Source organism: Pseudodesulfovibrio sp. JC047 (assembly GCF_010468615.1).
In the GTDB taxonomy this organism is placed as follows: Bacteria; Desulfobacterota; Desulfovibrionia; order Desulfovibrionales; family Desulfovibrionaceae; genus Pseudodesulfovibrio.
In genome coordinates this window covers 1-21,638 of the sequence record NZ_WUEH01000024.1, presented here as the reverse complement: position 1 = coordinate 21,638, position 21,638 = coordinate 1, and the positions used below count along the sequence as shown (strand labels likewise).

Annotated in this window: 19 protein-coding genes; 8 read left to right on the top strand and 11 right to left on the bottom strand. The window is 50.5% G+C overall.

Features of this window, described 5'->3' with window-relative positions; translation table 11 throughout:
* Positions 1-53: 53 nt before the first annotated feature.
* The 9 genes from rpsT to GO013_RS13985 all read right to left on the bottom strand — a co-directional run bounded on the left by rpsT (position 54) and on the right by GO013_RS13985 (position 11,418).
* Positions 54-320: a 30S ribosomal protein S20 gene (rpsT, locus tag GO013_RS14025; protein WP_163812176.1), complete on the bottom strand. Its 267-nt coding sequence runs from the start codon at positions 318-320 to the stop codon at positions 54-56.
* Between the two features lie 117 nt (positions 321-437).
* Complete coding sequence (gene glyS, locus GO013_RS14020) at positions 438-2,546, bottom strand: glycine--tRNA ligase subunit beta (RefSeq protein ID WP_163812174.1); 2,109 nt, start codon at positions 2,544-2,546, stop codon at positions 438-440.
* 42 nt (positions 2,547-2,588) lie between these two features.
* Positions 2,589-3,458 carry a glycine--tRNA ligase subunit alpha gene (gene glyQ, locus GO013_RS14015; RefSeq protein WP_163812171.1) on the bottom strand — a complete coding sequence of 290 codons (870 nt, stop codon included), beginning with the start codon at positions 3,456-3,458 and terminating at the stop codon, positions 2,589-2,591.
* Positions 3,459-3,471: 13 nt separating this feature from the next.
* Positions 3,472-4,230 carry a DNA repair protein RecO gene (gene recO / locus GO013_RS14010; protein WP_163812169.1) on the bottom strand — a complete coding sequence of 253 codons (759 nt, stop codon included), beginning with the start codon at positions 4,228-4,230 and terminating at the stop codon, positions 3,472-3,474.
* Between the two features lie 22 nt (positions 4,231-4,252).
* Positions 4,253-5,230, bottom strand: a complete 978-nt coding sequence (locus GO013_RS14005; protein ID WP_163812168.1) for a RodZ domain-containing protein — start codon at positions 5,228-5,230, stop codon at positions 4,253-4,255.
* Positions 5,227-6,198, bottom strand: coding sequence for a SurA N-terminal domain-containing protein (locus tag GO013_RS14000; RefSeq protein WP_163812165.1), 972 nt, complete (start codon positions 6,196-6,198; stop codon positions 5,227-5,229). Before GO013_RS14000 ends, GO013_RS14005 begins: the two co-directional genes overlap by 4 nt.
* Positions 6,199-6,298: 100 nt before the next feature.
* Positions 6,299-7,318 carry a peptidylprolyl isomerase gene (locus tag GO013_RS13995; RefSeq protein ID WP_163812163.1) on the bottom strand — a complete coding sequence of 340 codons (1,020 nt, stop codon included), beginning with the start codon at positions 7,316-7,318 and terminating at the stop codon, positions 6,299-6,301.
* 8 nt (positions 7,319-7,326) lie between these two features.
* Positions 7,327-10,815 (bottom strand): transcription-repair coupling factor, encoded by a 3,489-nt coding sequence (gene mfd / locus GO013_RS13990; RefSeq protein WP_163812161.1) that lies wholly within the window; start codon positions 10,813-10,815, stop codon positions 7,327-7,329.
* 102 nt (positions 10,816-10,917) lie between these two features.
* Positions 10,918-11,418 (bottom strand): chemotaxis protein CheW, encoded by a 501-nt coding sequence (locus GO013_RS13985; protein ID WP_163812159.1) that lies wholly within the window; start codon positions 11,416-11,418, stop codon positions 10,918-10,920.
* Positions 11,419-11,745: 327 nt separating this feature from the next.
* Between GO013_RS13985 and GO013_RS13980 the strand changes: the two genes are divergently transcribed.
* A complete protein-coding gene (locus tag GO013_RS13980) occupies positions 11,746-11,961 on the top strand; it encodes a hypothetical protein (RefSeq protein ID WP_163812157.1) in 216 nt (71 codons plus the stop codon).
* Positions 11,962-12,043: 82 nt separating this feature from the next.
* On the opposite strand, the gene GO013_RS13975 is transcribed toward GO013_RS13980, so the two are convergent.
* On the bottom strand, positions 12,044-13,381 hold the full coding sequence (locus GO013_RS13975; RefSeq protein WP_163812156.1) for a UDP-glucose/GDP-mannose dehydrogenase family protein: 1,338 nt from the start codon (positions 13,379-13,381) through the stop codon (positions 12,044-12,046).
* A gap of 180 nt (positions 13,382-13,561) precedes the next feature.
* Here GO013_RS13975 and GO013_RS13970 point away from each other — a divergent pair, with 180 nt between their 5' ends.
* The 7 genes from GO013_RS13970 to cimA are packed head-to-tail and all read left to right on the top strand — an operon-like array spanning position 13,562 to position 20,038.
* Positions 13,562-14,287, top strand: a complete 726-nt coding sequence (locus tag GO013_RS13970) for a pyridoxine 5'-phosphate synthase (RefSeq protein ID WP_163812154.1) — start codon at positions 13,562-13,564, stop codon at positions 14,285-14,287.
* Positions 14,288-14,289: 2 nt separating this feature from the next.
* Positions 14,290-14,664, top strand: coding sequence for a holo-ACP synthase (gene acpS / locus GO013_RS13965; protein WP_163812152.1), 375 nt, complete (start codon positions 14,290-14,292; stop codon positions 14,662-14,664).
* Positions 14,665-14,691: 27 nt separating this feature from the next.
* The gene (locus GO013_RS13960) at positions 14,692-16,242 is read left to right on the top strand and encodes an NAD(P)H-hydrate dehydratase (RefSeq protein ID WP_163812151.1); all 1,551 of its coding nucleotides are present in this window, start codon (positions 14,692-14,694) and stop codon (positions 16,240-16,242) included.
* On the top strand, positions 16,236-16,685 hold the full coding sequence (locus tag GO013_RS13955) for a CBS domain-containing protein (protein WP_163812149.1): 450 nt from the start codon (positions 16,236-16,238) through the stop codon (positions 16,683-16,685). The genes GO013_RS13960 and GO013_RS13955 overlap by 7 nt, the downstream gene beginning before the upstream one ends.
* Before the next feature lie 13 nt (positions 16,686-16,698).
* Positions 16,699-17,184 carry a tRNA (adenosine(37)-N6)-threonylcarbamoyltransferase complex ATPase subunit type 1 TsaE gene (gene tsaE / locus GO013_RS13950; protein WP_163812147.1) on the top strand — a complete coding sequence of 162 codons (486 nt, stop codon included), beginning with the start codon at positions 16,699-16,701 and terminating at the stop codon, positions 17,182-17,184.
* Between the two features lie 19 nt (positions 17,185-17,203).
* Positions 17,204-18,433 (top strand): aspartate kinase, encoded by a 1,230-nt coding sequence (locus GO013_RS13945; protein ID WP_163812145.1) that lies wholly within the window; start codon positions 17,204-17,206, stop codon positions 18,431-18,433.
* A gap of 3 nt (positions 18,434-18,436) precedes the next feature.
* Entirely contained in the window at positions 18,437-20,038 is a 1,602-nt protein-coding gene (cimA, locus tag GO013_RS13940) for a citramalate synthase (RefSeq protein ID WP_163812143.1), read from the top strand.
* Between the two features lie 74 nt (positions 20,039-20,112).
* Here cimA and GO013_RS13935 read toward each other — a convergent pair whose 3' ends face one another.
* Positions 20,113-21,375 (bottom strand): HDOD domain-containing protein, encoded by a 1,263-nt coding sequence (locus GO013_RS13935; protein WP_163812141.1) that lies wholly within the window; start codon positions 21,373-21,375, stop codon positions 20,113-20,115.
* Positions 21,376-21,638 lie beyond the last annotated feature (263 nt).

The following is a 21,638-nucleotide window of genomic DNA, read 5'->3' as shown; positions in this document are numbered from 1 at the left end:
AAGCCCGCTGTACAAATGTACAGCGGGCTACTTTCATAGCAGCAAATAAACGGCTATTCAGCGATCTTGTTGATTGCCACCTGAAGGCGAGCAATACGACGCTGGGCCTGACGCTGGTGGATGACCTTCTTGCGAGCAGCTCTATCCAGAAGGGACGTAGCGTCCTTCAATGCTTCCAGAGCCTTAGCAACATCCTTTTCCTCAATAGCCATACGAACAGTCTTGACGGTGTTCTTGATACGGGTTTTGGAAATGCGGTTACGGGCGCGACGCTTCAAGCTCTGACGATGCCTCTTCAAGGCGGACTTGTGATTAGCCAAGGTAATTTCTCCTGATCAATTTATTTCGAGTAAAATGCTCTTGCTTGGTATTATTCCCAAAGGGAGAGCCTTTTATATGGACTCTCACTCTGATGTCAAGTTTTTTCTTGGTGGAAACTAAACTTGCAATGCGTTAAAATCAGCCAAGCGACTCAAACGGTCAACCAATGCCTTCAACAGATTCAAACGATTCAGGCGGATGTCCGTATCATCGCACATCACCATGACATTGTCGAAAAATCCGTCCACGGCAGGACGTAACTCTCCGAGAAGGCCAAATAATCCACCAAAATCTCCATGTTCCCACAGATCATCGAAACGAGGGGCAATTGTTTCCAACTGACTCCCGAACGTTTTTTCATGTGCATCCTCAAACAGGTCGGCATCATACAGACCAGTCAAAGCCTGTCCTGCCTGATCGCCCTGCTTGCGAATAATGTTTGCCGCACGTTTAAATGTCAACACGGCCTGTTCGAAATCAGCATCCTTGCTGAATTCACTCAACGCTTTCAAACGGGCTTTCAAAGTCCGAATGTCACTGAAACCAGCTCCCAAAGCGGCATCGACCACACGGGTCTTGAAACCGTGACCGGTGAACAATGCACGAAGACGCTGGCCAAAGAATTCCTTAAGCTTGTCCAAGGCGTCAGCCGGTTCGACTTTCCATTTCACATCAACATATGCGGCCTGAGCCTCACGCAAAAGCGTATCAAGGTCCACATCCAGTTCATGTTCCATGATAATCCGTGAAATACCAAGGGCGCACCGTCGAAGCGCATACGGATCATTTGCTCCGGTCGGGACTTTGCCCAGTCCGAAACATCCGGCCATGGTATCCACTTTGTCAGCCATGGAGACCAGAGCGCCTGCCAGACTGGAAGGAACCGGAGAATCAGGACCAGCCGGGAGATATTGTTCATATATCCCCTTGGAAACGATCTCACCCTTTCCGGCGCGTTCAGCGTAAAGACCACCCATCTTGCCCTGGAGGCTGTCGAATTCAATCACCATCTCCGAAACAAGATCCGCTTTGGCCAGACGACCAGCCATGGCGTACTTTTCGATCTCACCCGGCATGATGGATTGCGACTCGCCAAGGACTTCAGCCAATTTGCCACACAACCGCTCAATTCGACGGGATTTGTCGCCAACCGAACCAAGCGGTCCAAGGAAAACGACATTTTCCAACTTGTCGAGCCATGTTTCAAATTCGACCGTACAATCGGCTTCCCAGAAGAAACGGGCGTCTTCCAACCGGGCCTTGAGCACACGCTCCCAGCCCTTTTTGACCAAAGCTACGTCCTGCGGCTCAATATTCAATGTCGTCAAGAAATGCGGCATCAGCGCACCATCAGGGCTTTGTACGCCAAAGCTCTTCTGATGGGACTGCATGGACGTCAGCAGCACCTCACGCGGCAATTCGAGATACAGGGGATCAATGTCCCCGATCAGCGGTTTGGGGAACTCCACAAGGTTGGCGACCTCTTCAAGCAATTTGTCATTCCAGACAATCTCACCACCAAGTTCACCAGCAAGGCGATTGCCTTCATCAACAATCATCTTCTTCCGCACGTCCGGGTCAATGACCACTTTGCATGCGTTTTCGATGACCGAAAAATATTCAGTTGTGGATGCCACTTCGTGCGGTCCCGGTCCCATGACCCGATGTCCACGCGTCGTGCGACCAGTGGTCAAATTCTCCAGGGAAAAATCAACAATCTGATCGTCCAACAGGGCCAACAACCACCGCAAAGGACGTCCAAAAGTGAACGAATAATCGCCCCAGTGCATTTTTTTGGGAAAAGACAAGGATTCAATACCCTTGATACACAATTCCGGCAAAATATCGATTGTCTTCCCACCGCCAACGACCTTTTTGGCAGCGAGATATTCGCCCTTGCCGGTCTCCATGGCGAAAAGCGCATCTTCGGAGACGCCTTGTGTCTTGGCAAACCCCATGCCCGCCTTGGTCAGATTGCCGTCACCGTCATACGCGATTCGCGTCGGCGGTCCGGTCACGGTTTCCTCTTCCTGGCGCTGAGTCAGGGCGATGGACGCGACATGCGCGGTGATTCGGCGAGGAGTAGCATAACATTTCACGCCCCCGTTCTCCACCATGGCCTCGTCAAGAGACGCGGCAAAAACACCTTCCAACTCGGCAGCCAATTTGGGGACGAAACGGGCTGGCATTTCCTCGGTTCCGATTTCCAGAATGAATTCGGCCATTGTACTTCTCTTTATTCTCTCGGTTCGTGTCTGTTGCATCAACTACTTGTTCAGCATGGGATAACCCATTTCTTCCCGCTGGTCCGCATACAATCTGGCAATCTTGGAAGCCAGGTTGCGGACTCGCCCGATATAGGAAGCGCGCTCCGTGATGGAAATGGCGCTTCGGGCGTCCAGCATATTGAAAGAATGCGAGCACTTGAGACAGCAATCATACGCAGGCCAAGGCAATCCCTCTTCGCATAGGGAGAGGCATTCGGCTTCAAATTTGTTAAAAAGATCAAACAGCATTTCCGTATTTGCCAATTCGAAATTGTACTTGGACATCTCGACTTCATTCTGATGGAAAATGTGACCGTATCGAATCTCATCATTCCACATGAGATCATACACGGATTCCTTTTCCTGCAAATACATGGACAGCCGCTCAAGACCGTAGGTTATTTCCACGGAAACCGGCTTCAAATCAATACCGCCAACCTGCTGGAAATAGGTAAACTGTGTCACTTCCATTCCGTTCAGCCAGACTTCCCAGCCCAGACCCCATGCGCCGAGTGTAGGGGATTCCCAGTCATCTTCGACAAAACGGATATCATGCGCTGCTGCATCAATTCCAATAGCGGCCAAACTCTCCAGATACAGCTCCTGCACGTTGTCAGGAGACGGCTTCAAAACCACCTGAAACTGATAATAGTGCTGCAACCGGTTGGGATTCTCCCCATACCGACCATCAGTAGGACGGCGAGAAGGCTCGACATATGCGGTTTTCCACGGCTCGGGACCGATGACTCGAAAGAATGTGGAAGGGTTGAACGTTCCGGCCCCACACTCTATGTCCATGGGCTGGACAACAGCACAACCATAGTCTGCCCAAAAATTTTGCAATTTCAGTATAACATCCTGAAAATTCATTGCTTACTCCAACTCATACCTTTTTATACATGCCATTATCCCAGGACAGACCCAGGTGATACGCGACGAAAAGCTCGATCAATTGGCTTGCTTGCCGCCGGACTTCGGAATCCATGGAGACAGTAAGCCAGTCCGCAGGACGGCTGTGCTGAATCCAATCAAGAGCACGAAGTACCCCGGTCGAAACAGGCCGAGCAAGTCCCTCTAACGGTTTCCCGCTCGAAAGACAAGTCCGACAGGCCACTTGGCCCCCCTCAACACCGAATTGGCATCCCTCTTCCGCAACCAGAGATCGGCCACACATTCCGCATGAAAGGAAATCAGGATGATACCCCATTTCAAAAGCGAGTTTTGCTCGAAAAAACCACGGAGTAAACGCGCTACTGCCGCCGTCTTTCTCTAACATATATAATGTTTCCAGCAACAACGTATAGACAGGACGAGCGTCCGAGGGATCAATTTCGACAGCGTCAACAAACTTCATGCAATTGACTGCCAAACCGGTTTTGGCCGAACTTTCTCGGATTGCGGGAAAATTGTGCAGCAGGGACCCTTCTTCAAGAACCGTGTATGTTCCGGTCTTGTTGGTCCCTATGGTGAATAAAACATGACTGAGTGGGTCAAGGCATCCGACAAACCGACGGCGGCTGCGAGATCCGCCAAAAGCAAAGGCATTGAAGACGCCACGAGTAGGCGTCAAGAGCTTGACCCAACAATCCGCCTCCCGAAAACCCCCAACCTTGAGTACCAGGGCTTTTTCAGAAGAACTCATTGGGCATCCTCAAAATCAACGATTAATCCATACCGACAAACAATGTCTGTATATTGCTCTTATTCGTATCAAGAGCATACGGCTTGCCATTGTATGTCACGGTCACACCAGCCACATTGCCGATACGAATCCGTCTCGGCGAATTGAACATCAAACGAAGCGGCTCACCGTTTTTCAAGACAAAATCTCGCGCCATTTTCGATTCATCACCCTTCCAGACACCGATCCAGCACCCTTTGTTTGTCGTGGCCGTGATTATCATGACGTGCGCATATTTGGTTTGACCTGGCGCCGCATCCTGTGTGGCAACAACGAGCTTTTCCCCGTCTCCAGACAAGGGAACAGCGGGTTGTGCCGCAACCGGCTGCTCAGTCTCGGACTGAGGCTCTACCGGAGCAGACTCGGGAATCTCATTCCCGGTCCCGGCCACGCCATCAGCCCCTTCCTGAAAATCCACCGTTGACTCCGCAGGTTGAGTCGCCTCTTCGCCTGAGCCGACAGACTCCATCGGCTCAGTAACAACAGGTGCCTCGGTTTGCACTCCAGGGGCCGAGCTTTCACTCATCTCTGCAGGAGCAGGCGTTTCATCCCCTTTATTCAAATACATGACAAGCGCGATCAATGAACAACTCAACACCACAACAAGCAAAATGGACGGCCAGACGGACCGTTTTTTCGCTGCGGGGGCATCCATCTCGTGGAACGCCTTTTCAGCGGATGGCGACACGTCATAATCGACTTCATCAGCATTCTGTTCATTGAGCTGATATTCCCGGTCAACGATCAGCGCGAGTTCTTCAGCATCCAGATCAAGCAGTCTGGCGTAACTTTTGACAAATCCCTTGGCATACACTGGGTGTGGCATGGAAGAGGTGTCACCTTCTTCAAGGGCCACCAAATTGATCCTGCTGATCTTTGTGGCCTCCATGACCGCCTCTATTGTCATCCCCTTGGCTTCACGCCGCTCTCGCAACGTTTCTCCGAGTTCCTGAAAATTCATTGAGACACTCCATTCTCAGGCTTGGTCGCATCGTCCATATACACGATGACCGAGCTTTGTTTCAACGTATCGAAATACTCGGTAAAAATAGTATCTCGTTTTTTCTGCATCAATTCCTTGTAAATATCGTCCCGCACCTCTTCCAAAGGCACCAGACGATCTTCCGAAATAGTCACGGGAGAAAGCAAGGCTTCCTTCCCCTGAATGGTCAAAGGTTCACTGACACCACCGGGTTGCAGCCCTCTCAAGGCCTCTTTCCAGTCCTCTGCCAGATCCGCATATCCGACTTCACCGATAGACCCACCAGCAGCAGCACCGGGACCGATGCTGTACTTGCTCGCGGCTTCAGCAAACGTCAGTTCTTCATCGTTGATCCGCTCTTTCACCTCAACCGCGGACACATCCGACGGCAAAAGGATAATGGCCAATTCGACCATCTTGTCGAGCGTATAATCATCTTTTCTGTCGGCGTACTCTTCCGCAATTTCCGTATCGGTGACAAGCACTTTCTTATTGACCATGTGTCCAATAAGTTCTTGTTTTTCAAACAACTTTTTCAACTTTGCACGAAAGTCCTGAAGAGTCAGTCCATCTTTGGCAACCAACGCCTCAAACCCGGCATCGTCTAATTCCTGTTCATCTTTGACACGCTGAATTTCCTTGTCAATACTCGCTTCGCTAATGGAAATCCCGTAGCGAGCGACTTCCTGATCCACAAGCACCTGGTTAATCAAATTGTTGAGAGCCTGTTTCCGAATTTTGCCAAGCTGCTGTTTTTCAGCAGCACTGAGCACCCTTCCCTTAAGCTTCTCCATGATCGGTTTCATCTCTTCATCAAGATCATATTCAGTGATGATGTTGTCATTGATCTTGACCAAAATCCGATTGATAACCGTCTCGGCTGCCCATGCCTGCGCTGCGGAAAGCATCAACATGGCTCCAATGATCAGAGAAAAAAATTTGACCACGCATGTACTCCTTGGACAGTGAAACACCCTGCGAGTTTCACCAATATTTTGACAAATTCTAGTCAGTTTGAACAAACTATGCAACGAATAGGCCGTTGATTTATTTTTCAGAGGCCGCACTATTGGATGTATCCGGGTTGGATTTTTCCATATTTTCCTGAATCGCCGACATGTCTGGCTCCACAGATTTGGCCACACTTTTCTCTTCAGCCTCAGCAAGCAGATGCTCACTCACGGTGATCTTTGCCGACGCAAGATTGTCCGTCAACCAAACGTCAAAGACATCCCGCAATTTACTCTCAAGCAAGGCTTCTTCCACAAGAGGATATGCCTGAGCCGGCGCCAGGACCTTGGCTTCACTGCGCTCCAAAAGGACCAACGCCTCAAAACCGAGTCGATCCGTCAGGACATCACTCGACTGTCCCGGTTTCAACCCTTCCAAGGCACTCCGCCATGCAGCGGAAATGCGGCCTTCCCGAACAACCACTTCACGGGTTTCCACCTCGCCAAAAGCCGTGGCCAGATTCATTTGGTTCCGGTCTCGGTTGAATTTCTCAACCGCCTTGACCACCAATTCCCGGCTCGGGCCTCGAACCACGAGTATGCGCATACTCTCCGGCAGATAAAAATCGGAAATATGCTCACGGTAGTAGGCTTCGGCTTCCTTGTAATCAATCTTGATCTGTGCTCTCAGCACATGTTGAAACAATTTTTTCTGCGCCAGATAATATTTCAACTGACGACGCCATGATTTCAAATCGATATATTCCTCGACCAGGACCTGTTCGAACGCGCCTTCAGGATAGTCTGCCCGAACGACGTCTTCAGCTTCCTGAACTTCTTTGTCCGTCACCGCCATATCCCGACGGACCAGATCCTGAACAACCAACTCCTGAACGATCAGATCGGCTAGAATGTCACCATATTCAGCCCTGAGCTTTTCCACACTCGGGGCATAGGATCCGATAGAATCCGCCTGAAATTGGTCATGTTGAAATTCCAATTGTGTCAAATAAATAGGAGCCTTATTCACTCGTGCGACAATTCCGATATCATCAGAATCACCGGAACAGCCCGCAAAAAGGGCAAGAATCAAGACCATACAGATCGTGCGCAACATAGCAACTCTTAGTGTGTATCGTGTGCTGTTTCAGATTTCATATCCAACATGGCCTCCAAATCAACAGCCGTTTCTTCAAGGGCCTGCCGCATGGAGTCAGTTGTTCCATAGCGGACTTCCAACTTGGCCGGAGGAATGATCCGAGCCATATCTCCGTGGGCACCAACCCACTGAATCAATTTTTCAGGACTGACCGCAATAGCGGTATCACTCCAAGTGACAACCGCCCGTCCCGGATACAATTCCGCCCGGGCCGCCTGCAAATGGGACAAGGTCTGTTTCAGACGCAATACGCCGAAAAAGGCATCCAACGTCTCTGGCAACGGGCCAAAACGATCCCGTATTTCCGCCTCGAACTCCCGAAGTCCCAACTCAGTGGACGCTGACGACAACGCCTTGTAATAACGCAGTCGTTCTTTCGAATCAGGAATATATCCACTCGGGATATGCGCTTCAAAAACGAAATTCAATTCAGGATCGCTGGCTCTGGTCTCGGCCTCGCCACGCAAGCGACGCACTTCTTCTTCCAGCATTTCCAAAAACAACTCCAGCCCAACCTTGGCCATCTGCCCGGACTGGACTTCACCTAAAATATTACCGGCTCCTCGAAGCCGTAAATCTTCCATGGCGACCTTGAATCCTGCTCCCAGATAATCCATGTCCAGAATGATACGCAAGCGTTTACGAACGATTTCCGAAATATCCTTGATGGACGGCACCACAAAATAGGCATACGCCTGCCGCTCGCTTCGTCCGACACGGCCTCGAAGCTGATACAACTGGCCAAGCCCGAAAAGCTGCGCCTGATCCACGATCAATGTATTGGCATTCGGAAAATCAAGACCGGATTCGACAATAGCGGTACACACGAGAACATCGAGTTCTCCATGCCAAAAATTTCGCATGGCCTCTTCCAACGTCTTCTCATTCATACGACCATGGGCCATGCCTACTTTGGCATCAGGCACCAATTCCCGCACATAATCCGCAACCTGAGCCAATCCATTTACCCGGTTGTACACCCAGTAGACCTGGCCCCCACGCTCAAGCTCTCGTTCAAGCACGCCCTTCAATTCAAGCTTGTCACGCTCAATGAGTGCAGTTTTAACCGGTTTGCGGTCAACTGGCGGGGTCTCGATCACGGACAACCCTCGGATACCGGACAGAGAAAGCTGCAACGTTCTGGGAATAGGCGTCGCGGTCAGGGTCAAAACATCAATATTCTGTCTGAAATGTTTCAGTTTTTCCTTATGCTTCACTCCAAAACGCTGCTCTTCATCCAAAATGAGCAATCCGAGATTCGGTAGCTCCACATCCTTGGACAACAAACGGTGTGTCCCGATAAGGATATCGATTTCTCCCCGAGCTGCGGCTTCGATGATGGTCTTCTGCCGTTTGGCCGAAACAAATCGACTAAGCATTCCCACCCGGACCGGAAATCCTTCCATCCGTTTGGTAAAAGTCTGATAATGTTGTTCGGCCAGAACGGTTGTCGGACAGAGCAAAGCGGTCTGATACCCTTCCAAAGCCGCTCGAAAAGCTGCTCGAAGGGCCACTTCGGTCTTGCCAAAGCCCACGTCACCGCACACCAGCCGATCCATTGGTTCCGATTTTTCCATATCTCGAAAGACATCGGCAACCGCCCGGTCCTGATCCGGCGTTGCCTCAAAGCCGAAGGTCGCTTCAAATTCGGCATACATCTCATCCAATGGACCGTATCCGAACCCTTTACCAACCTTGCGAAAAGCATACATTTCAACCAATTCGTGCGCAATTTTCTCAATTGCCTTGCGCACCTTGGCCGTGGTCTTGCTCCACCGCGTCCCACCAAGCTTGTCCAAAGAAGGCCGCTTGGCCCCTTCCGGCCCCTTGAACCGTTGCACCAAATTCAGTCGGTCCACCGGAAGATACAATTTATCGTCACCGGAAAAAAACAACAAAAGATAATCGTTTGACCCGGCACCAAGGTTCATGTGGTGCAATCCACCAAATTGGGCCAGCCCATAATCCCGATGGACCAGAAGATCTCCTTCTGACAAATCATCGTATTTTTCCAAGCCCTTGAAAGCTTTATCCCGTCCGACATGCACACGAGGAGCCTGAGGCTGCAAAACCTCTTCACCAAGAAGACGAGTCTGGTTCCACGTCAATTCCATGCCTTTGCGCAATGGAGAAATCAGCGCAAAAATGCCCCGTTTCCCCGAAGTGTAGTCCAGGCTCATGGGCAGGTTTTCCTGCTCTGCCAAAGCCAGAAATTTACTTCGTGAACGTTGGGTTCGAAAACTGAGAATTGTGGTTTGACCGGATGTGTTCCATTCCTTCAAACCGGTCATGAGTGCAGACCACGGCCTCCGGGACGCTTCAGGCTGCCAAAAAATATCGGTAAAATCGCTATACGGAGTTTCCCCCATATCGATCCCATTTTTTTCCCGACCAATGGTCAAATCTTCAAACACAAGCTGCCGGGCATCACGCCATACCTGACGAGCCGCTTCATGCGTCCGAACGATGAACCGCAACGGCAGACTCACCCCTTTTTCTCGTTCTTCTTCCTTGAGGAAATCACGCCATGCCTGATCACGATCTTCAAGCCGCGCACGTAATGCTCCACCAGAAGACAACAGATATGCGGCATTTTTGGGAAAATATGTCTCCAGTCCAACCGGATTCTCGTAGTATAACCCGGGCCAGACAAAACCGTTGTTCACATCAAGCCGTTCCAGCAGGGAATGTTCCTGAACTGCATTTATCTCGCCGGTTTTCCTGAGTTTTTCCCACATGACCGTGGCTTGTTCAGCATACACATCAGTGGTGATTCCTGGCGCAACCGGCAACAAAACAGCCTCATTCAGATCCGCCTTTGACCGTTGCGATGCGGGATCGAACAGTCGGATTTCCTCAAGAATATCGCCGAAAAACTCCAACCGCACAGGCAAGGCATATCCCGGCGCATGAATGTCGAGAATATCTCCGCGCATCGCCATGTCCCCAGGACCGGAAACGAGCTTACGTCGCACATATCCCCAACTGACCAGCTGCTCCAAAAGGATATCCGGCGACATTTCTTCGCCTTTTACGAGAGAAACCCAATTCTCACGCAAGACGGACTCTTCCGGCCAATGTGGCAGGAAATTGTCAGATGTCATGAGCACGCCACACGGTTTTTTCCCGTAGGTCAGGCCATACAGAGCGGCCCACCGTTCACTCCACGCCTGCGCGTCGGCTGTTTTCGAATGATATGGGGGAAGAAAAAGCCACTCGTTTTCCCAAGTCGGTCGTTCCAAGGGAGTAGCGGAAGATGAAGAAGAAAAAAGCGTGAGAAGAGCACGCATTTCCCGAAATTCGGCCACACCGGGAACAACAATAATCGCACTGTTCCCCTTGGCAAGCAAGGAACCCGCCATCAGGGCCTGACTGCCGGGACCACTCTTGAAAATACGCACAGAATCAACCGCTTTACGCATGAATTCTGCTATGGCTTGAGGATATACTGACATGGTTTGACTGATTGGTCGCTCTCAATTTTTTTGACGCAAAACGGAAAAGCCGCCTTCTCCCTATCGGGAGTGAAGCGGCTTGTCATCAACTATCTCGACGCGCTATACCGTGCCTAAGGCTTCCTTTTCCTCGTTATCCAACAAGGAGTCCAGATCCAACAAGATAAGAAGCCTGTCATCAAGGTTCCCCACGCCATCAATATAATCAGCATCCATACCGGCAACAACCGGAGGCGGCGGCTGGACGGAATTTGCAGGGATACGCAAGACTTCAGAAACCGCATCCACAACGAAACCAACGATAATCATTCCGATTTCGATGACAATAATCCGAGTATATTTATCGTGTTCCTTTGACTCAAGGCCAAAACGACGGCGCATATCCACGATGGGAATAACCTTCCCTCGCAGATTGATAACCCCTTCCACGAATTCAGGCGCACGTGGGACGTTCGTGATCTCCATGGTCCGGATGATCTCCTGAACCTGAAGTATATTCACGCCAAACTCTTCTTCACCAATGCTGAACGTGACCAGTTGAATCAACTCCTGATCGCTCTCGGCTCCCTTGACATCGCCAATTTCTTCAATTTCAAGGCTCATGATAACTCCGTCCTCAGTGGCTCGGTCCAAGTCTTTTTCATTCTCATTTTCAGTCATTGAATCTGTCAACAGCACCCTTCTTTGTCAATCAGAATCTCCATCCGCACGGAATCCTTGACAAGACGCACATCACTCGTTCCCATCATGCTGTAATTACAAACAAAGCATCTTTTTTTATCAATAAATAAAACAAGTTAACAGCATCTAGGCAAGTAAAACGCCAAAGTTCTATTGACGATAAAATAAGAAACGACTAACTTACATTTTGCATTGCACCTATTAGTTTGATTTTTTTGACTTTTTACATACAGGATGGACCTTTTACCTATGGGCCAATACGCAAATTTCAGTGACCAATACTCTCTGGAAGAACAGGTCAAAAATCTGGCTGACGAAGAACTTCTTGATTTTTGGGAAGAAACACAACAACTTGCCAAAATTCTTGACCAGCACGAACAAACCGAGTTGGAATATAATCCTGAATATGAACGCGTCATTTTACAGGAACTGCAATATCGGACCTGTTGCAAAAGCCAATTCTAATTTGAGACATCAACAAGAAACTCCCCGCTTCGTCTGTGAAGCGGGGAGTTTTTTATAGCAAAGAATACCGATTCTAAGGCTCTTATTTGACGGGCTTTCTTCCGATGCTGAAATAGGCAAATCCAGCCTGCCCCATGCGTTCCGGCAAATACAGGTTCCGACCGTCAAAGACCAACGGGGCCTTCATGTCCCGCTTGATACGTTCGAAATCCGGGTCCCGAAACTGATTCCAATCCGTGACCACCGCCAGAGCGTCCGCGCCATCCAGAACTGCATATTGATCGTCGAGAATGTCCAATCCGTCGAGGTGACCAACTTCTTCACGAGCACGCTCGTTCGCCTCGGGATCAAAAGCACGAACCGTCATGCCTAGAGCCGTCAATTCCTTGATGACTTCAATGGCTGACGCCTCTCGAATGTCATCGGTATTGGCCTTGAAGGCAATGCCCCACATGGCCAAAGTACGTCCCTTCACGCCACCTTGCGGCTCAAAATATTCTTTGATTTTATCAGACAAAACACGTTTTTGCGCGTTATTGACCTCATCCACGGACCGAATCAGCCGGGCATCATACCCGTTTTCCGCAGCCGTACCGATGAGTGCTTTCACATCCTTGGGAAAACAGGACCCACCGTATCCGACACCCGGATAAATAAAGCTGTAGCCAATGCGGCTGTCAGATCCGATTCCCGCACGAACTTCCGAGACATTCGCTCCGACTCGTTCACAAATATTGGCGACTTCATTGATGAACGAAATCTTTGTTGCAAGCATGCAGTTGGCCGCATACTTGGTCATTTCCGCAGAACGCACTCCCATGACAATGAGCTTCTCACGATTCCGGGCAAAAGGACCGTACAAGACTTGTAATGCCTGAGCCGAATCGTCATTCTCCGTTCCGACAATGACCCGGTCCGGTTTCATGAAATCGTTGACGGCATCACCCTCTTTCAGAAATTCGGGATTGGAAACCACGTCAAAATCAATGGACTCGCCTCGTTGCTCCAGGGCATCGGCGATAATACCTCGCACCCGGTCCGCCGTGCCAACTGGGACAGTCGATTTATCCACAACAATCTTCGGGCTTGTCATGCGCTGCCCAATTTCCCGGGCAACGGCATCCACATAGGAAAGATCACAAGAACCATCGTCCCCACACGGAGTTCCAACTGTAATAAAAACTATTTCCGAGACGGCCAACCCTTCTCCCAAATCCGTGGTGAAGATCAATCGACCCTGCTCAGTATTGCGTTTGACCAAATCTTCCAGACCAGGCTCAAAGATATGGACCTTGCCACTCCTCAAGGTCTCCACGACTTTTGGATTGACATCCACACAAATAATATTATTTCCCATTTCGGCAAAACAGGCTGCGGAGACAAGGCCCACATACCCAGTGCCAACGATGCATACGTTCATAGCAAGACAGCTCCCGATGATATTTCAAATCAATAATAGGCCAAGTCGATACCTCTAAGCCTTTTTTCCTGTCAAGAGAATCCTAATTTGATAGCCCATTGTCTCAACTATTGCCATTCAAATGAAGAAGGCTTAATATTTGAAGATATCACTTTATTGCTCAGTTCGGAGGAAAGAAGAATGCCGGTACTCGTTGTCAACGTCGATCATGTGGCCACACTGCGTCAGGCCAGAAGAGGTATTGAACCAGAACCCGTCACCGCCGCCTACATGGCGGAAATGGCCGGAGCAACTGGAATCATTGTCCATCTTCGTGAAGATCGTCGTCACATTCAAGATAGAGACGTGGAACTCATCAAACAAACCTGCAACACTCGGTTACACTTAGAAATGGCTGCCACCGCAGAAATGCAATCCATCGCATTGAAAATCGAACCGGAAATGGTCTGCCTTGTCCCCGAAAAACGACAGGAACTCACCACCGAAGGCGGATTGGATTGCATCGGCCGTGAACAGGAACTTAAAGAATTCCTTGAGCCTATTCATGCCAAAGGCATTCGGGCGAGCCTCTTTATTGACGCCGATCCCAAACAGATTCAAGCAGCTCAAGCCACTGGCGCAGAATTCATTGAAATTCACACTGGCCACTATGCCGATGCCAAAGAGATCAACGCACGGAACAAGGAACTTGAGAAAATCCTCAAGGGAATAGCTCTGGCCAAGGATATCGGCTTGAAAGTCAACCTCGGCCATGGCCTGAATTACCGAAACATTCTCAATTTCAAGGATGTTCCTGGAATCACGGAATATTCCATCGGCCATGCCATTATGGCCAAAGCCATCTATGTCGGACTTGATCGAGCGGTCCGTGACATGGCGCAACTTGTTCGCTCGTTCGCGGATTAACCATGATAAAAGGTATTGGTATGGACCTCGCGGAACTGGACCGCATTGAACGACTCTGGGAACGGTACGGCCTCAGATTTGCCCACCGCATCCTGACAGACCGCGAAATCGACCAATTGCCACACGCACATCCAACCAAACGCCTGGCCGCGCTGTTCGCCGGAAAAGAAGCTGCGGTCAAGGCGTTGGGAACCGGATTCGCCCAAGGCATCCATTTCAAATGTGTTGAAATCCTTCATGCACCGAGCGGCAAACCGGAAATCGCCTTTCTGGACACGGGCCTTGAAGCGTGTAAACGACAGGGTGTCACTGCGGCGCACATCACTTTGACCCATTCCCGTGACACGGCTGGTGCCACCGTGATACTGGAAGGATAAATTCACACCAATCTCTTTGGAGACGCTATGCTGTTGCCACTTCCCACACCGACTGAAATGAGTATCTGGGATCACGAAACCATCAATTCCATTGGTATTCCCGGCATCACCCTCATGGAAACCGCCAGTCATGAGGCCGTCAATGTCATTCTTGAAGAATATGGTTCCGTGGCAGCTTCAGACGTATTCTGCTTTGTCGGCTCAGGGAATAATGGCGGCGACGGACTCGCCATAGCCAGACACCTCCATGATCTGGGAGCAAATGTAACCGTCTTTCACACAAAGCCCCAAAAGGACTATACTGGCGAAACCGGCATCAACCTGTCGTGGGCAAATAAACTCGATATCCCGCTCACGCATCTTTCCGATGTCTCGCTGGACACCCTTCCGCAGCCGGACATCATCATCGACGCATTGCTGGGCACCGGATTCTCGGGAGACCTGCGGCCAGCGTATCAAACCCTGATTCAAACCATAAACCGGCTCGGCCATCAGGCCTTTGTGCTGGCCGTCGATATCCCTTCCGGCTTGAACGGCTTGAGTGGCTCGGCCCAACCGATCGCGGTCATGGCCGATGCAACAGCGACCTTCGAAGCCCCGAAGCTTGGACTGGTTATGCCCGAAGCCGATCAATATACCGGCACCATTCACGTTTGTCCCATCGGTATTCCCCTGAAAATACAAAATAAACACGGTGTGGATCATCATCTCATTACCAGAGAAATCATGCACCTGATTCCCCACGTTTCACCGACCATGCACAAAGGAAAAGCGGGCCATGTCCTGATTCTTGGAGGCAGTGCCGGATTGACAGGCGCACCTCATCTTGCGGGCCTCGGAGCACTCCGAAGTGGAGCCGGACTCGTCACCATTGGCTGTCCCGGAGGGGTAGCCGATGCCATCAAGGCAGGATCTCCTGACATCATGACGCTCCCACTGGGCGAAGGATCGACATGGAAACCGTCTCTGGCTCATCTGGTGCTCAACGAATTATCGCGTTTCGATGCGGTTATTCTAGGACCGGGAATTGGCAGAGACACGGAAACTCAGGCCTTTATTGCCGCGTTCATTCGTGAATGCACACAACCAATCATTCTGGATGCGGATGCACTGTTTGCGCTCGCCCAATCCATGGACCTGCTTGATGTCCTGCCGGAACAAACCGTACTGACGCCGCATCCGGGAGAAATGGCCCGATTGCTCACCACATCATCAGCAAAAATTCAGGCCGATCGAATGCAGGCCGTCCGAACTTTTTCACACCTTTCGGACGCCACTCTGGTTCTCAAAGGAGCCGGAACCGTGGTATCGGATAGTGATCTGACCTGCCTCAGCCCGTTTTCAGAACCCAATCTGGCCGTTGGCGGCTCGGGAGACGTCCTGTCCGGCGTCATCGGTTCACTTATGGCCCAAGGCCTTGCCCCAATTCAGGCAGCCTGTCTCGGTGTCTACTGGCATGGGCTGGCAGGCAGCGCATTGAATGAAGAATTTCCCATGCGTGGCAATCTCGCTTCAGAAATTGCCCACATGTTGCCGACCGTGGCAACGACAAAACACCCAGGAGATCAACCATGTTGACAGCTCAAGACATCATGACCACTGATTGCATTACATTGACACCGGATACCGATATCACCACCGCCGCCCAAACATTGCTGACACACAAAATCAACGGCGCACCAGTCCTCGAAGAAGAAACGGTTGTCGGCATCCTGTGTCAGGCGGACCTTGTCGTCCAACAGAAAAAAATAACCATGCCGTCCTTTTTCACCCTGCTCGATGGCGTATTCCCCATTTCTTCACATGAAGATCTCGAACGCGAAATGAGCAAAATGTCAGCGGTGACGGTCGCCGAAGCCATGACACACGACCCGACCGTAATTTCGCCAGAAACCTCCCTTGAGGATATCGCGACTGTCATGGCAAATCAGAAATTGTTCACATTGCCAGTCGTTGAGAATGAGGCTCTCGTTGGTGTGGTCGGCAAAGAAGACGTTTTGAAAACCCTCTTGAAAGCATAGTCGAAGGATTTTCATGGACGTACAACTGCACCTTCCCGACTTGGAAGCCACCCTTGCCTTGGGTCGATTTCTGGCTCACTGCGTAAAAAAAATGCCCACCCCGCCGTCATTGCTCTTGCAAGGCGACCTCGGTTCAGGCAAAACCACGCTGGTGAGAGGGTTTGTCGAATCCTTGCCAGGCTCGGAAATGGCCGAAGTGTCCAGCCCGAGCTTCAATATATTCAATCTGTACCCCACCACACCACCCGTGGCACATTTTGATTTGTACAGATTGGAAGGAATGCCTCCGGATGACGCGCTCTTTGAGCAGTTGGAGGAGACGGAAACCGTTACGATCATTGAATGGATTCAATTTCTTGACCGTGAACTCTGGCCCAGTGAAGCGCTCCTGTTGCGTTGGTCCCCTTCAGAAAAAGGACGGGATCTGACACTCCAGGCAGTCGGAGAAACGACACGAACACTTGTCGAATCCGTGGCACAGGAACACGAACAGCACTAAAGACAAAGCAGAACGCATCATGAACATCGTCGTACAAAAATTTGGCGGAACGTCAGTCCGCAACCTGGAATGTCAACGTCAAGTCATGCAAAAAGTCCTTCGCCCCTATCGGGAAGGCAACAAGGTCATCGTGGTTCTTTCGGCCATGTCCGGAGAAACCAACAGACTCCTCGCCCTTGCCAAAGAGTGGACCGACACCCCTGACCCCGCTGAAGTTGATTCGCTGGTCTCGACCGGTGAACAGGTCTCAACCTCATTGTTTGCCATGCTACTCAAGCAACAGGGCGTCAAATGTCGCTCTGTTCTGGGCTTTCAGGCTCCGGTCAAAACAAACGAAGCGCACGGCAAAGCCCGAATTGAAGCCATTGACGCCGAGGAACTCGAAGAACTGCTCCAAGAGTACGACATCCTCGTCATTGCCGGGTTCCAAGGTTGTACTGCAAACAAACGCATTACCACGCTCGGACGAGGCGGCTCGGACACCTCTGCAGTCGCGCTGGCTGCGGCTCTGGATGCTGATGTCTGCGAAATTTATACCGATGTGCCGGGTGTTTTCACTACCGACCCCAACATGTGTACGGATGCGCGAAAAATCGACAAAGTCGCCTATGATGAAATGCTGGAAATGGCCAGCATGGGTGCCAAGGTCCTTCAGATCCGTTCCGTGGAATTTGCCAAAAAATATAATGTAACCGTCCATGTCCGCTCTACTTTTTCAGACGAACCGGGCACTATAGTCACTCAGGAGGATGAAAATATGGAATCCGTTCTCGTTTCCGGGATCGCTTATGACAAAGATCAGGCCCAGATTACACTGGTCCATGTCCACGACCATCCGGGCGTGTCCGCACAAATATTCTCTCCCCTGGCAGACAAGAAAATTCTGGTTGACATGATCGTCCAGAATCCGAGTAAAGACGGCTTGACCGACATGACATTCACTGTTCCCCGTTCAGATGTGGACATGACCATAAAGACGCTGTCCAAGCTCCAATACGAAATCGGCTTCGAAGAACTCACCCACAACCTCAATGTCTCAAAAATCTCGATTATCGGCGTCGGCATGCGAAATCATTCCGGAGTGGCCTCACGGGCATTCCAAGCGCTTGCCGATGAGAACGTCAATATCCTGATGATAAGCACATCCGAGATCAAGGTCACCTGCCTGATCGACGACAAGTACACCGAACTGGCTGTACGCACACTCCACAAAGCCTTCAACCTGGAAGAAGGCAAACATACAGAGTAACACATGAGACACGTAACAATATATGACACGACTTTACGAGACGGGGCACAAGCAGAGGAACTGAATCTCACCACACAAGACAAAATCCGCATCGCTCACAAGCTGGATGAGCTGGGTATACAGTACATCGAAGGGGGTTGGCCAGGCGCCAACCCCACGGACCAGAGATTCTTTGAAAGAATCAAGGGACATACATGGGAGAACGCCAAGCTGACCGCCTTTGGTTCCACCCATTTTGCCAAGACCACCCCGGAAAAAGACCCGAATCTTTCCAACCTGCTCGCCGCAAACACCTCCGTCATCACGATCTTCGGCAAAACCTGGGACCTACACGCCACCACAGCCCTTGGTATCTCTCTCGAACGTAATCTCGAACTCATTGCCAACAGCGTCAGTTATCTGAACAAACGAGTGGATGAAGTCATCTTTGATGCCGAACACTTTTTCGATGGTTTCAAACACAATCCGGAATACGCACTTCAAGCAGTCCAAGCCGCTCATGAAGCCGGTGCCGCGCGCTTGATTCTCTGCGATACCAACGGCGGTTCCCTTCCCTCCGAAATAGCCGAAGCCATGCAGGCACTCAAAACGGTCATTCCCGAAGCGCAACTGGGCATTCATGCGCACAATGATTCAGAAGTCGCTGTTGCCAACTCGCTTGAGGCCGTCCGGCAAGGAGCCACTCAGATTCAAGGGACAGTCAATGGCTATGGCGAACGGTGCGGCAACGCCAATCTCTGTTCGGTCATCCCCAATCTCGAATTGAAAATGGGTATTGACACCATTGGTAAAGCCAATCTTCCAAGACTCTTGAATACGTCCCATTTCGTCAGCGAAACAGCAAATCTTCGGCCTTTCATGCGCCAACCTTTTGTCGGGGCTTCGGCCTTTGCGCACAAAGGGGGCATCCATGTTTCCGCCATCCTGAAAGATTCCAAAACATATGAACACATCCCTCCAAAAACCGTAGGGAATGTCCAGCGCGTTCTGCTCTCGGATCAGGCAGGGAAATCGAATATCCTCTTCAAGGCCAAAGAACTGGGCTATGATCTGGGCAAACACGACCCCACTGTCGATCGCCTGCTCAAGGAACTTAAATTGCGTGAAAGCATGGGATATGAATATTCCGTGGCGGATGCCTCCTTTGAATTACTCCTTCAGGAGGCATTGGGACAACCGCTCGATTATTTCCATTTCAAAAACTTCTTTGTGGTCGATGCCAAACGGGAAGAAGACCCAGAACCATTCACTGAAGCCACGGTCATCGTAGAAGTCAAAGGCCAGCAGGAACACACCGCTGCCACCGGCATGGGACCGGTCAACGCCCTTGACCGTGCGCTGCGAAAAGGACTGGAACGATTCTATCCGGAACTTTCAACCATTCGTCTCCTCGACTTCAAGGTCCGCGTATTATCAGGTGCAGTGCGAGACACCGGCGGCACCGCATCCTTTGTCCGAGTGCTCGTTGAAACCGGCGATCAAGATGCCCACTGGACGACAATGGGTGTCTCACACAACATCATCGAAGCCAGTTGGCAGGCCGTGGTCGATGCCATCAACTACAAGCTCTTCAAAGACGACACAAAACGAGCCAATACACTGTAACTTGTCGCCATTCAAAAATAAAAAAACCGGAATACGATGTATTCCGGTTTTTTTTACATCATTTGCAAGAGATCTCATTGCTGCATTTCACTCAATTGCTGCGATGTCCATGTGGCGGCCTTCATGTATTCCGCAGCCATTTCCACACAGTTGACGGCATACTGTTTCAAGACCTTGCTGGCCTCTGAGCAATCCCCAGCTTCAATGGACTCCATCATACGGGTTAGCGTGTTATACTCATTGGGAACACCGCATAAACCATCCATGAGATTTGTATCCAGGGAAACATTTTCAAGCGCCTGCTCCATGGGAAACGAAAGGAGTGCGTCCAATTTGGAAAATAGCCCCAACATGAACATGGAATCAGGCGACGGGGTAACCGTCGTGCTCAATTCGGCAAATCGAGAAAGGAATCGCGCCCGAAGTAATGCCGTATACGCGACCTCTTCGCCCTTGGGGGTGGAATCGATATCTGTCATGACCACCACCGTGCACCAATGCTTCAATTCTTTCAAACCAAGCAATGTCACGGCCTGCTGGATGGACTTGATCTGGGTCTGAAACCCGAAAGAGGCTGAATTGATGTACCGAAGGATTCGATAACTCAAGGAAATATCAGACGCGATAATCGAAGCAAGCTCATCCATGCCGCAGTCAGGACTATTCAAGGCCTTCAACAATTGCAATTTGGCAACAGATGTGGACTGGAGCACCTTGGCTGCCTTGACTTCGGGCATACCAAAAAACGATCCCTGAAAATATTGAAAACCAAGAGCACGGGCACCTTCGTAGGTTTCCCAATTCTCAACATTGGCGGCCATCAATTTGCCTGAGCACCCTTTGAATTTCTGACAAAGCGTCACGATTTCAGCTGGATTTTTGCCGGCCATGGAGACCTTAACCACATCACACTGTTTCAGGACCACTTCCAACACGTCCGAAGGATCATCCGCCTCAGCGGCCAACAGCCCACCGCGTTCTCGAACAAGATCGGCCAAATGAGAACATTGCCGGAGATTCACGGCCTCACCACTCATGCTTAATACACAATTTGCTAAATTCAATGGAAAAGCAGTTTGTTCGAGCGGCGTCTCATCCTTGACTGAAAGCACAAAAAAAATTTCTGTCGCCCCACTCTCTCTATAGGCAAAAATGGACGCCAGCTGTTCCGTCACCAACTCAAGATCACTGCGCTCACCAGCGATATTCCCGTCCTCCTGGACGTGATTGACGAGGAATCTATACCCCCAGACCGACTTGTTTCGGTCAAAAATCGGCTGTTTGACAATCAGCAACTGTTTTTGTTCCTGAACGTCCTCGGGAGTATCACGCATCATCACACCCTCTCCTCTCTTTCAAATATACACCATTCTGTGCACGCTGGGCATTCTTCAAAGCATCTGTACGTCATCGTGACTTAGCATATTTCCCAAGAGAAGAAACCCCCATGATTATGCCCTGTTAATGGGGCTTATCTCGTTTATCGACAAATAAGGAGACATATATGGACCCGCCCATTTGGCAAGTGCTTTTTTTGTTGGCAACGCAGAATCGAATGCTGTCATATATTCGGCCTATACTCTTGATATGGCCCTGATGG